General features: G+C 40.1%; 6 protein-coding genes. 2 read left to right on the plus strand and 4 right to left on the minus strand.

Annotated features, from left to right (window positions below; all coding sequences use genetic code 11):
* Positions 1-138 precede the first annotated feature (138 nt).
* On the plus strand, positions 139-1866 hold the full coding sequence (locus CXF81_RS13180) for an autotransporter assembly complex family protein (RefSeq protein ID WP_232771923.1): 1728 nt from the start codon (positions 139-141) through the stop codon (positions 1864-1866).
* A 1-nt stretch (position 1867) separates the two neighbouring features.
* Complete coding sequence (locus CXF81_RS13185; RefSeq protein WP_232771924.1) at positions 1868-5899, plus strand: translocation/assembly module TamB domain-containing protein; 4032 nt, start codon at positions 1868-1870, stop codon at positions 5897-5899.
* Positions 5900-5990: 91 nt separating this feature from the next.
* Here the strand turns inward: CXF81_RS13185 and CXF81_RS13190 are convergent, their stop codons facing one another.
* The 4 genes from CXF81_RS13190 to CXF81_RS13205 form a co-directional block, all read right to left on the minus strand.
* Positions 5991-6215: a helix-turn-helix transcriptional regulator gene (locus tag CXF81_RS13190; protein ID WP_101181813.1), complete on the minus strand. Its 225-nt coding sequence runs from the start codon at positions 6213-6215 to the stop codon at positions 5991-5993.
* A gap of 9 nt (positions 6216-6224) precedes the next feature.
* The gene (locus CXF81_RS13195) at positions 6225-8462 is read right to left on the minus strand and encodes a peptidase domain-containing ABC transporter (RefSeq protein ID WP_101181814.1); all 2238 of its coding nucleotides are present in this window, start codon (positions 8460-8462) and stop codon (positions 6225-6227) included.
* On the minus strand, positions 8462-9718 hold the full coding sequence (locus CXF81_RS13200) for an HlyD family secretion protein (RefSeq protein WP_101181815.1): 1257 nt from the start codon (positions 9716-9718) through the stop codon (positions 8462-8464). The genes CXF81_RS13195 and CXF81_RS13200 overlap by 1 nt, the downstream gene beginning before the upstream one ends.
* A 467-nt stretch (positions 9719-10185) precedes the next feature.
* Positions 10186-13518 carry an amidohydrolase family protein gene (locus CXF81_RS13205; RefSeq protein WP_101181816.1) on the minus strand — a complete coding sequence of 1111 codons (3333 nt, stop codon included), beginning with the start codon at positions 13516-13518 and terminating at the stop codon, positions 10186-10188.
* Between the last annotated feature and the right edge of the window lie 149 nt (positions 13519-13667).

The raw sequence follows: 13667 nt of genomic DNA on the forward strand, positions 1-13667 counted from the left end.
TATGTTGCCCTACTTTTTTATGTAAATCATAAGGAGCTGCTTATTTCTGTCTTACTCAGTTGTCGACAATTTCTTCGTAGCTTACTTATCCTCCCAAGCTTACTCATCCTCGCGGTCTTTTTTGTTCACGCACCAGCTATGGCAAAATGGGAAATTAAATCTGCAGACGAAAATAAGCAAGTCGACAGTCAAGTTATGGATAATATTGGACTTCATCTGGTTGGTCTAACGTTTCCAGAAAATGATTATGAGTTAACGCAGTTCGAAGAACAAACTCGTGTCAAAATCACGACTGCAATTCGCGCATATTCCTATTATCAGGCAACGGTCGTACTTAATAATTTCAATAAAAAGTCATTTGATAATGACGGCGTCCAGATCTTATTAACATTGGGACCAAAGCTAATTGTTAACGAGGTGGTCTTGGAATATGACCGATCTGCGGCGCAACAAGCGCATTTCCCAAGTGAATTAAAAGACATTATGAAGTCATTAGAAGCTTTTGAAGGCAAGCCCCTAGAACAATCAAAATATGATGGGTTAAAGACCAAAATACAGTCTTTTGCCCTAATATTTGGTTATTTTGATTTCGTACTGGATAAAAGTGAAGTGCAAGTTAGCTTGGCTGAGAATCAGGCAAGTATTTATTGGAAATTTAACTTTGGTTCTCGATATCGCTTCGGCAATCTTGAATATATTGGTGAAAATAGAGGTATGGAGCTTGTTGAAGCGGTAAAGCCATTTTTAAGCAATGATTATTTTGATCAACAAAAGGTCAGTGAGTTTACGCAACTTATTCGCCAAACCTCGTATTATGACAACGTTATTGTTAGGGCAAATGTGAATGCAATGAGCAGTGAGCAGCGAGTAGGTAAGATTGTGCCGATCGAAGTTCTTTTAACAGCTAAACCAAAAGACACCTATCAATTCGGTATTGGTGCATCGACCGATTCAGGGCCCAGAGTGACTGTTAATTGGAAACGTCCGTGGGTCAATTTACGGGGTCATAGTTTGTCGTCTGAACTCTACATTTCAGGCCCCAAAAAGAATGTCGCGTTGGGCTACACAGTTCCAATGGCGAACCCATTGAACGATTTTTTTAAAGTTCAAATGGGCTATCAAGAAGTCAATGAAGAGCAACGAAATAGTCAAACATATACGCTTGCTGCCCAGCGCCAATTGGGAGCTAAGAATAAGAATGATTGGGATAAAATAGTCTTTCTTCGGTATGAATATGAGAATTTTATTCAAGGTATTGATGAAGAACAATCGACACAACTTCTGCTACCGGGATTCACATTTAACCGGGTTAGAAAAGACGGCGAATTATTTGTAAATTGGGGAGACCGTCAGCAACTGACCGTTGAAGCAGCTTCGGATAGCGTGATATCAGATCTGAATATTTTACGCGTCACGGCACGAACAAAATGGATAAGATCATTTGGTAAGCACCGCTATATAATGCGCGGCGATGCCGGTGCTATTGTTACAAACGATTTTGAACAAGTGCCCTCAAGCCTCCGATTCTTTGTAGGTGGCGACCAAAGCGTACGTGGTTTTGGCTTAAATAAAGTCAGTGAAGAGCGTATTGATAACAGAACAGGATTAGATGAACTCCTTGGTGCACAGTTTTTAGTGGTTGCCAGTGTTGAATATGCATATCAAGTGAGCAATGATTGGCGACTGGCTGTGTTTGTTGATGCAGGTAGCGCGAATAATGAGATAGGAAAATCGCCCATTTATGGCACTGGACTGGGTGTCCACTGGTTGTCGCCTATAGGGACGATTAGACTTTATTTTGCAAGAGGATTTAGTGACAAAGAAAACACCAAGCGGCTTCATTTTTCGATTGGGCCTGGGATTTAATATGTCTAATTCCGTGTTGTTGAATCGTGCCATTAAAATAGCGTCTTGGTCTGTATTGGGTGTCGTGTTATCGATCATTCTTGTTGTCAGTGTTGCACTGTCGAACATTGGTACACAGTGGGCTATTCATTATATTAATAAGAGTGACATTGGTGTTTTGGTTGACTATAAAAGTGGGAGTTTTTATTCCCAAGTCGAGCTCAATCAAATTCGAATTAAGCAAGCTGGGGTTGAAATCGAGTCAAATGACTTGTCCCTTGATATTGCTCTACATTGCCTGTTTGCAGGCGAGATATGTATTAATGAAATTCGAATAAACAACTTGATTGTTGAACTTGGTAACATCCTGGTGCAACAAGACGCGGTTGAGGCGACAGAAAATAAGCAAATTCAGTTGCCTATTTTGCTTAGCCTAAATGAATTGAGTATTGGTGATGTGGTGGTTTCTCAACATAATGTTGAGGTCCTAAAACTGAAAGACATGCTGCTGGCCTTGTCTTTCCATAATGAGTTGAATATATCGCAGTTAAATGTGAGTTCACTATCCATACAACTGCCAAAAACGGTTGAACCTGAACTGACTCCAACGACGCCTAGTTCGCCGAATAAAAAAGGGCCTAGGGAGTGGTTGAGTACGTTAGCAAATTACCAATACGACCCTATTGTAATACCTGAGGTTTATCTCCCAATAGAGTTGGCGCTCAGAAACACGATGCTGCGTAATGTGTGTATTCGCCAACAAGGCCAAGATGATTCAATCAGCACTATTGTTTGCAATGACAGTTTGGCTATTGTTCTTGATATAAAAAATCAAAATCTAGACACCACATTAGTGATCGGGAATTTGCATCAAGAGTCAGAAACCCCCACCTTCATGCCAACAAATTTAAAACTGAAAGCAGCCGTGAATTTTGCAAAAAAATTCGAACATAATTTGACATTTATTGCCTTCAAAGTAGATGCTCCCAAAGTAGACACACCTGTTTCGAACCTAGCATCAAGAGCCACCAAAGTAGACACACCTATTTTTAATAATGCCACTGGTTTTGAATTGCAAAGCCAAGGCAATATCAACAAGCTCAATTTGATTTTGACTCATTTGCCAACCAAGCAAAAATTAAGCACGCTTGATTACATGCTTGAGTTATCCAAAGCGACACTCCCTGTAAATGTTGATATGAAATTAGAAGCATTGTCTGCTCAGGTTGCTGATGACATTCAGGCTTGGTTTCCCAAATTGAGTAATGACGTGACTTTACAGTTAAGAGGTGTGTCTTTATTGCATGCAAAAATAGCTGGAGACATGCAAGGCTATCGTTTAACTAGCATGCTAAAAACGGAAGAAATATTCGGGATTGAAAATTTTGAATTAAATGCATTGTTCAAACCCATGAGCGCAAAACAAGGAGAGCGCTCAATTGTTGATATTCAAAAACTTAACCTTAATGGCAGTATTGGAGCGCTCGATTATCTTGGTAAAGCCATATTAGCGCCCAACAGTGATGGGCAAAATGAGTTGTCGTTTAGTGGAAAGCTAGAGCTTGAATCTGTTCAGCTAGCAAAACTTGATTCCTCTTTAAAGTCTCATGTCTCTGGCCAGTTGCCGCATACGATGGTGATAACTGAAACAACGCAATCAATTGCTATTAAGGGCGCTAATCTGAGTGGGAGTTGGCAGAATTTACCCTTATCTTTGATTGCTGATGCAGAACTAGAGAAAAGTGGTAATGTGAAGGTGCAATCGGTTCGCCTAACTCAGGGTGACAATAAGTTGCATGTGCAAGGGCATCTTTATTCTAGGAAAGCACTTGAATCTATAGCGCAGCTTGGTATGAGCTTTCCAGATAAAGATGAAAAAAAGGCTTCTAGCCTCGATTTTTCTATCGATTTAAACGCCTTAAGTGATATTTATCCTGACTTAGAGGGGCAGATATATGCGAAAGGTAACTTATCTGGGCCTATTGAAGCCCCCAAAATCATTATGCAAGCGAGTGCAAAAAAACTCGCTGCTGTCGGCATTAGGTTAGACGATGCGCTAATCGATGTCAGCGTAAATATCGCCAACAAACTGGCATCAAAAGCGCAGATATCTATTTCAAACTTGTCTGCGGGTGGCCAGCATATTCCTCGCCTTGAACTGCAATTAAGCGGTGATGAAAGTGAGCAGTCATTACGACTCAGTATTCCAGAAGGAAAATACACTACTGAACAATTTTTCAAAGGGCAGTTGAACGCCCAAAATACAACATGGTCAGGCAAGTGGTTAGAGGGAAATATAGTTTCTAGCTTTACGCAACTCTCACTCCAAGATCAGCCCGATCTAACTCTGAACTTGCAGCCTTTCAGTTTGTTCCTTGCCCGGCATTGCTGGGAAGGTCGAGGAGACCGATTGTGCACAGAGGATATTAACGCGAACCAAAAACAAGCCAAAACAAAGATCTCACTAGACTACAATGTGATGAATCCGGGCGTGGCTAAGTTACTGCCTAGTTTTAATATAGACACTTCAGAATTAACGGTAAATATCGACATTGATATTGATTGGCAACAGCAGCAAGGTCTAAATTTTTCCGCTGATGTTGTTTCGGAAAACGCGACGCTGGTATCAAAAGAAAATAAATTCAGCATAGATAATATCCTAGCTAAAGTACAAGGAACGCCAAAGAGTATTAATAGCAGTTTTAGCTTTGACAGTACTGAAGCGGGCCAAGTATCTTTGAGCAGTAAATTGGACCTAGCAAATCAGCCCTATCAACATCAGGGTAGCATTACGGTTAGCGATTTCGCGATATCCTATTTTGCCTCTTTCATTACGGCAGTGAAAAAATTAAGGGGTGACATCAATGCTAATATCGCTTTTGAAGGGCCATTAGATAAACCGTCATTGCATGGGGAGTTGTCCATCACTGAGGGTGCTGTTGTATTAAAAGAATATCCGTTAAGGTTGACTGAGTATAATCAAAAAGTCATATTTAACGGTTCTAAAGCTGACTTCTCGGCACAATTTACCTTAGGCGATGGCATGGGGAGTATCAATGGCGATGTTGACTTTGCCGATGCCTTGATTGTTAACACGACCGTGGTTGGCGATAAACTTGATATTGCTTATGAAACCTATCAATTTAAGGTATCCCCAGATGTAAACATGACACTTTCATCTGAGTTATTGTCTGTTTCAGGCAAGGTTGAAGTACCATATGCTAGAGTAAAAATTAAGTCATTACCGGCGAACGCAAAATCACCCACGCAAGACATTGTTGTGATTGATGAGAATAAGGCAGTGAAGCAAAGAGGATTGCCACTTGATGTTAACGTCAATGTACTAATTGATAAGGCGAAGACAGGCCAAGTTAAACTTGATGCTTTGGATTTAAAAGCTGAGTTAAGTGGTGATTTAACGGTACAAATTGATACTCAAAATACCCGTGTGCACGGCATTGTTGAAGTACTTAAAGGTGAATATAAAGCTTACTCTCAAGTATTGCAGATCAGAAAAGGCGATATCATCTTTAGTGGTCAGCCTGACGTTCCTGCATTTGATATTGAAGCTATTCGTAATCCGCTAAATACCAAGGATGAAGTCATTGCTGGAATTAGGGTTACTGGAAACGCCATTAAGCCCTCTGTAGAATTGTTTTCGGAACCAACAATGGAGCAAGCAAGACAGTTATCATACCTCATTAGTGGTGCAGATAGCTTTGGTGCCGGTGAGGATTCGGATTCAAATACAACGTTGGTGAATGCACTCGTGAGCTTTGGTGTTGGGCGCAGTGAAAATGGCATTGGCAGCTTAGGTCAAAAGTTAGGTGTGAAGGATTTGAATTTACAAACTGCGGGGCAAGGTAGTGACACTCAAGTTCAACTTTCTGGACAGCTGGCTAAAGGTGTTAAAATTACATATGGTATAGGTGTGTTCGATTCTGTCAGTGAAGTAAGTGTACACTATCAATTACTCCCCAAGTTATATCTTGAAGCGGTGAGCGGGGTAAATAACACGCTTGATTTGTATTATCAGATTACCAGTAAAGATTAAGTGTTATGAAGAAGCCCGAAATCGGGGCTTCTTATTTTACTTAATAAGTAGTTTACGCGGTCATGTAAAAGCACTTTTTTGTAATTATAAACTACGATGCCATATCATATAGGTCCTTATAATAATTCGCCATTAAGGTTGTTCTATTGTTAATGTTAAGCTTGCGGTAAATATTTGCGCAGTGAAATTTAACTGTACGTTCACTGATGAATAGGTCTGCCGCAATAATTTTATTGGGTAAGCCTTCCATAATCTTCATCGCAATTTGCTTCTCTCGTCTAGATAATGTTTGTATTTGAGTAATCATATTCATCATTTATTTTCCTTATTTTGATGTTTTTTGCTGGTGGGTATTGGTGACATATTGGTGCGTAATATCGCATAATTCACCTTCAATAAAAGCAAGCACAATGTCTGCACTTCCAATCGTTTCTTGTCGATGAGCAATCATAATCTTAGTCATGCTCAATTTACGTAAGTTGTTGTTTATCGTGTTTTCTGTAAAGGCATCAAGGTGACTTGTTGCTTCGTCCATAAATAATAATCTGGGTTGCTTGTAAAGAGCGCGAGCAAGCAGTAATCGTTGTTTCTGTCCGCCACTCAATGTGCTCCCCATATCTCCTACTAACGTGTTGTACTGCATCGTCATTTGCATGACATCGTCGTGCAGACAACTTATTTTAGTGACCTCAATAGCGAGAGGTAGGTCTGTTGTGTCGGCAAAGTCAGTAATATTTTCTAGAATTGAGCCATTAAGTAACTGATCATCCTGCAGCACGGCCGCAACACCCTGTTGGTGTCGGTTGCTGGCATTGAGTAAATGACCATCGATATAAACATGGCCTTTAGTACTGTTACTCAATCCCATTAAGCAGAGTAACAAGCTCGATTTTCCACAGCCACTTTGACCACAAATAACCACACTTTTACCACGCGGAATATTCAAGTTTAGGTTCTTAAAAATACAGTCTTGAGTTGGATGATATTGAAACGATAAATCACGAACTGATAAGTGAAAGGCACTTTCTACATTAGCGGTTAGGTGTTCTACATTTTTGTTGATTTCATTTTCTAGGTTTTTCGATATTTCACTTGCGGTAAATACAATGTCCGCCAATCTATCTAAGTGTACTCGGAGCATTTTGAATTCGAGCCAGTTATTAATCAAACTGTCAGCGGCATTAATAAACTTAGCTTTGTAGCTCATGAACGCATACAGCATACCTATAGAGAACAAGTTTATAGTAACCAGTTGGGCCGCTAAATAAACGATAATGATATTCTCTACACCAAATAATATTTTATTAAGCACTGAAAAATTTATTTGCCAACGTGAAAGCTCAATTTGTTTATTCATGGCACGGCTAAGAAGGTTAAGCCATTGAGAACCGCGTTGTGTGCTTTTGTTATTGAGCTTAATTGTTTTTATTGCCCGAACGCTTTGCATAAAATGGGTGTTTTCGGCAGCTTGGCTTTGAATCACTTCCATATTTTGGCGTTTCATGGGATTAAAGAATACCCAGCGTAGAAGCCCGTAAAATACAACGACTAAGCAAACGATGCTGGAAAGTGTGGAAGAATAGAAGAATAAAACGATAAGCATCAATACCGCCATCAGTCCATCAATGAGGCCCGAGATAATGCCAGATGTCACAATATGACGAATATTTTGAAGGGATCCGAAGCGACTCACAATGTCACCTAAATGTCTTTTTTGAAAATAGTCTACGGGCAGTGAAAGCAGGTGGGCAAAAACGCGAGTCGACATATGAATGCTAAATTGATTCGAAAAATAGAGCATGACCCTTTCGCGAAGCATGAATGTGAGGGTATCTATACATAGTAACAAAAGGAAAGCGATTGCGAGCACATTGAGTAGAGAGATATCCGACTTTACAATGACTTCATCGATAACAGTTTGCATGTAAAAAGGCGCTGCGATGGCAAAAAGCTGAAGCAATAGACTTAGGCCAAATAAGATCCCCAGCTGTCTTTTAATGCCAATAGCCTGGCTTAAAAAATCTTTTATTTCTAGCTTTTGCGATGCTCTTACTTTCGTAAATTTAGTATTCGGCTGTATTTCAACCGCGATGCCAGTAAAGGCGTCACTGACTTGCCGCATACCTAATTTTCTTAGGCCAAGCGCGGGATCTGCAATATAACAATGCTCCTTTGCTACCTTCTTTAACACCACAAAGTGTTGGAAATTCCAATGTAGAATACAAGGCGTATTCAGTTGATTCAGTTCTGTTAGTTGTACTTTCAATGCTCGACAAGAGAAGCTTAGTAACTCGCCAAGTTGCATTATTTGAGTCAGATTACTTCCTTGAATTGATATTGGGTTCAGTTGGCGTAGCTTATCTAAGGTAATATGATTGCCATGAAAGTTGGCGATCATAGCAACGCAAGCTAAACCACACTCACTGGACTCAGCCTGCATAACAATATTAAGACAAGGCTTTGACGAAAAGCGTAATATATGACTCACCTTGGTGTGGACTGTTTTCTGCGTAACTGTTTGGGTATTTGTACTTTTTGCTTTAGCGTCAGAATCGAAGAACATTAGACTGTGCCTCGTAAGCTATAAATTGGACTTAACAACCATTCCAATAGGCTTCTATTTGACAGCGTTATCTCAGCCTGAAATAGCATACCGGCCTTCAGTTCAACCGTGTCACCATTGGCGTTAAGTTGTTGATTATCGAGAATAGCATTAATAAGAAAAACGGGCTCTGTGAGTTGCATAGGCAAACGTTTTACTTGATGCGGTAATAGTATTTGTTTTGACACATATGACACCTGAGCCGTTGACATACCAAATTTTTGGTAGGGGAATGCGTTTAGTTTGAGCTGAACTAACTGCTTATTCTTGATAAAGCCTGCATGATTTGATGGCACGTATAAGACCGCTATCAGTGGATTGTTGAGCGGGGTTATTTGGAGTAAGGGCATATTGCTACCAATAGTCTCGCCGTTAGTTGCTTGTAAGTTATGCACTATGCCGTCAATGGGGCTTTTAATTAAGTAGTCACCAGCGCCTTCGAATCGTTGTATCTCTTGGGTAATGCGTTGCAAACTTGATGCAAGTGTATTGAGTTCTTCTGCTAACGCTATTTTGTTACTTACCTGGTTTTGTTTGACCGACAACAATCTTTGTTCAAACTCTAATTTTGTTGAATACCCCTGTGCCTGCCGCAATTCAATCGCCTGGCGTTTCTCTTTTTGCGCGTTATAGCTTAATTTTGGAATGCTGTTAACTTGCAGGAGTGACAGTAATAATGCCTCTTCAACACCCGCTTCATTGACTTGTTGGTTTAATTTTTTTTCAATTTGAATATTAACGCTTAAATGTTGCTGATAGCTATGTATCAAACTGTCATTCTGATTCTCTTGTTGTTGATACTTATCAACGAGTATAATTTGACGTTTTTCTAATAGTTCACGTTGTTGCATGAGCGAATGAAATTGTTGCTGGTAATTTCCATTTAAGAGTGAGGGAACATTGCGCGATATCTCGATTAACACCTGACCCTTCAACACCTCTTGTCCGTTGCTTATTAGTGTGGACTTGATGATACCACTTGCCTCTTTCGCCATGACATCAATGCTTGATTTAGAACTTACCAGCCATCCATTCACAGTCGCTTTACGACTAAAATTGGCGTTAAGAAGCAACCCGCACAAAAGCAAAAACCAACAGACTAGAATAGTGGTGATCACCAAATGATTCGTTTTTGGTAACAGCAGAGCCTCACCAAGGTTGTTTGAATTTTGCCCTTGTATTGCTTCTTGTCTAAAAAGCTCGGTTGAATGTTGCATGTGTTTTTCATTCCCTGAAAGTAAAAGATTATTCGGGTGTCATCACTTTTTGATGTGAACAACTAGCTTACTTAGATTCTTTCAAAACGACGTTTAAAAATGAGACAAATACTTTTAAAAATGGGACATTTTGCAATTTTGTCCCATTTTTAAAGATGTACTAATGATCAAGCCCATTAATATAGGTTACTTTGGTTCAGGAGAGTTAATTTCAATATAAATAGAGTGTTAGATGATTTTATACTGGTAATTTAAGTTAAATGACGCTATTTCTTAGTCTGTTTTTGATTGTTTAACGTTAGAAAATTAAATCGTGTTTTTTAGTTAAATTAAGAGGTTACGCATAACTTTAGTGTTTTTTCTGTATGAATAATAAACAAAACGTAAATATTATTAAAAATGAAGGCATAAAAAAACGCGCCGCATAGGCACGCTTTTAAACTTCTGAGGCTAGAAACTAACGTAAATTAATGCACCCAATGATACATATGTGCTTTCTCTTCCATTTGCTGCTGAGTTTCTTGAGGCATAAATAAGCTGTTATCATTTTCAAAGAAGAAAGGAGACCGTTTCTTTTTCGAACCCACTTCATTCATTGTTGCTGCTGCAAATACGCGACCATTAATCATTGTATAGTCAACAAATTCGCTGCGTCTTAAATCATTCAGCACGTCACCGTCGATAATGACTAAGTCGGCTAACTTTCCCGGTTCTATGCTGCCGATTGCGTTGTCCATACCTAGGTGTCTTGCGCCATCGATGGTGCCAGCGCGAAGTGCTTCAAATGGGGTAAAACCACCTTGCTCCATTATCCATAACTCCCAATGTGCAGCCAAGCCTTCGCGTTGACCATGTGCTCCAATATGAACGCTAACACCATTGTCGCGTAACTCTTTTGCATATTTAGCAACGGCAAAATGATTGTAGTGATCATCAGGTGCTTTGGGACGGCGGATATTACGGTCAACCAAGAAGTGAGGTGTATAACGCATTAATCTCTCATTTTCCCAGACATTGGTGCGGTCATAAAAGTAGGTTTCACCGCTTAATCCGCCATAGGAAACAACAAACGTAGGTGTGTAACCAAACTTCGTGGCTTTCCATAGTTGGGTCAGGTCGTTATAACCGGAAGCAATGGGAAGACTGTGCTCCAAACCAGTGTGGCCATCAACCAGCATAGTAATGTTCTGTTGGAATTTGCCACCGCCTTCAGGCATGACCATCATATCTTGGTTTTTAGCTGCGACTAGCACCTGTTGGCGTTGATCGCGTCGCGGTTGGTTGTAACTTTTAACCGAAATAGCCCCAAGGTCTTTTAATCTTTGGACGTGATAATAGGCATCATCATAGTCGTTAATAATAGATTTAAAGCCAAGTGCTTCTGCGCCATATAAAATTGTTCCTGTGGAGTAAGTTCTTGGAGCTATTCGTTGACCTGCTCTTTGTAATTCCCCTGCGGCCATTATCTCAGTGGTGTCATTTGATGGATCATGAATAGTTGTTACACCAAAGGCGAGATTAGAATATTGACTCCAGTTTTGCTCAGGAATAATTTCACTTCGCCCTTGTGCTCCATGTGCATGAGTATCAATTAGTCCAGGAATAACTGTTTTCCCTTCAGCATTGATAATGAGTGCATCGTCAGGGATCATGATTTCTGCTCTTTTGCCGACAGCTTCGATTCTATTGTCTTTTATTAATACAACGCCATTTTCAAATACTTCCTCTTGATTATCGGCATCACGCATGGAAACAATTTTGCCACCAACAATTGCAGTATAGCGATTTGGCTTGTCAGACTTTTTCTTAAATGATAAATCCATACCTTCGTTTAATGGTTCAGGCAATTGAGCATTGGGCTCTGCTAAAAAGTCAAAGGCTTGATCCAAACTGCGTTCAAAATAACGAGGACCATGAGACCAACCCACCGAATCGTTATTCGGGCTCCAAGTCATGTAGTTACCTGAGCGTGCAGAAAGTTGCTTGACAGGAAGTGACAACATTTTAGGACCAATCGACACTTTTTGACCATTATCTGCAAAAGGAGTTACGAATGTGTTGTATTGATGCACAAAAGCAACCCACTTTTTATCATGTGATAAGCGGTATTCACTTACTTTGTCGGCGCCATATAGATGCACACGTTTGTCTTCACCCCGCAAATTCACGCTAGAAAACTGGGTTTCACGATAAGGAGTACCAGCCACCGATTCACTGAAATAAACACGCTCATTACCTGCAGAAAAATGCGGTTCAACACCACTTTTTGAGACACGTTCGGTGGTTTTTTCTTTTAAGTTAAGAACGTAAATACCAGGATCAATAGAGTTGGTTGGGTCTAGCAAATATCCGCCAGTAAATTTGCGATAGGTAAGCATTTTTCCGTCTGTTGAAAAGCTTGGTTCAATGTAATGGCCTTTTGACAAACTGACTACTTTACCTTTGCCGCCTCTTACGGAAATAATCCTTACGTCGCCAAGATTATCATCACTCCATGTCGTATAAACGATTTGCTTACCGTCATTTGAGAAACGCGGATAGTATTCGTCATGCTGATTTTGCTTAGTTAAGCGTTGTATTTCACCACTCTTAATATTTTTGGTGTAAAGTTTACCGAGTGCTTGAAACAAGATTGAGTTACCGTTTGGTGATTTTTGGGCCCAACGTATCGCCTTTACATCAAACTCATCCGGCGCAACATCGACATCAAAGCGCAGCGCATCTGCAAACTGAACTGTTGTCTTAATGTTTACATCTAACGTTGCTAATGACTGATCTTTGATATTCAGTTTATGAAACTTTCCACCTGTCCAAAATACGATTTGTTCGGAGTCTGGTGTCCAATCAAAATAGGGAAAATAACCTTCGCTTCCAAAACCTTCTTGCATGTCACGTTCTAGTTCCATAAATACCGCTTTTTCATCGCCAGTCTGTATATCCTTTAGGAATAAGGCTGTTTTACTTTTTACACGACGAACAAATGCTATGTATTTTCCATCTGGGGAAGGTGTAGGAACCACAGCGCCTCCTGTGCCAGAGATATAGCGTTCTTCTTCACCTGTTTCTCTGTCATATCGAATAATTGCGAATATGCCTTTCAGGGCATCTCTGTTGTAGCTAAATTGGGAGCCGTCGGTAATATCTTGGGTATAATAGATATATTGCCCATCCGATGAAAATGCAGGGTCAGTAATATTCTTTTGGTCGACCTTGCCACTAACACGTTCTTTGATTGCTAGACCGTTGCCACCGCTTTGGTGATAAAGCCAGATTTCACCTGCCGGAATACTTCGACTCGACATAATACCTTTATTGACGATAATATATTCGCCATCTGGACTCCACTTAGGAGAGTGTATTAAGTTGCTCTTTTCCTTGGTCACTTGGCGCAAGTTTTCGCCGTTCATGTCCATTACCCAAACATTTGAAAGGCCATCGCGGTCAGAAATAAAGGCAATTTGTTTGCCATCGGGGCTAATTGAAGGATGTATATTCCAAGCAAAATCTTGAGTTAGCGATTTAGCGTCGCCACCGTTAATGCTAGCAATAAAAATATCTCCGAGCATATCAAACACAAACTGCTTGCCGTCTGGACTAACGTCTAAGCTAGACCAGGTGGTTTCATCCGTGTTTATTTCAACGCTAGATAATGTCATAGGCGGATTTAACACATCCCATGTTGCGAAAGGCTTTTCTTTTTCTTTGTCTGTTTCGTCATGCCCATCGGCAATACTGATTGCACTAAAGCTCAGTAAACCGGATAGTAGAAAGGGTAACAGCTTCTGTCTTGTCGATATCATTATTTGTCTTCTGCTTTGGATTAATTAATGCTTCAGTGATGTGTCTTTTGTGACTAGTTTAACAACCAACTTGCACATTCTAAGGCGAACAATAGATGTTAACAAAAAGTTCTGCAACTTTTGGTTAATTTACAATCAATCCATTTTGT

It is taken from the genome of Glaciecola sp. 33A (assembly GCF_002836745.1).
GTDB lineage: Bacteria > Pseudomonadota > Gammaproteobacteria > Enterobacterales > Alteromonadaceae > Glaciecola.

Bases quoted from the DNA above. Each gene is read 5' to 3' on its own strand.
- CXF81_RS13185 (WP_232771924.1), top strand. From the start codon at position 1,868: ATGTCTAATTCCGTGTTGTTGAATCGTGCCATTAAAATAGCGTCTTGG.
- CXF81_RS13200 (WP_101181815.1), bottom strand. From the start codon at position 9,718: ATGCAACATTCAACCGAGCTTTTTAGACAAGAAGCAATACAAGGGCAA.
- CXF81_RS13195 (WP_101181814.1), bottom strand. From the start codon at position 8,462: ATGTTCTTCGATTCTGACGCTAAAGCAAAAAGTACAAATACCCAAACA.
- CXF81_RS13205 (WP_101181816.1), bottom strand. From the start codon at position 13,518: ATGATATCGACAAGACAGAAGCTGTTACCCTTTCTACTATCCGGTTTA.
- CXF81_RS13180 (WP_232771923.1), top strand. From the start codon at position 139: ATGGCAAAATGGGAAATTAAATCTGCAGACGAAAATAAGCAAGTCGAC.
- CXF81_RS13190 (WP_101181813.1), bottom strand. From the start codon at position 6,215: ATGATGAATATGATTACTCAAATACAAACATTATCTAGACGAGAGAAG.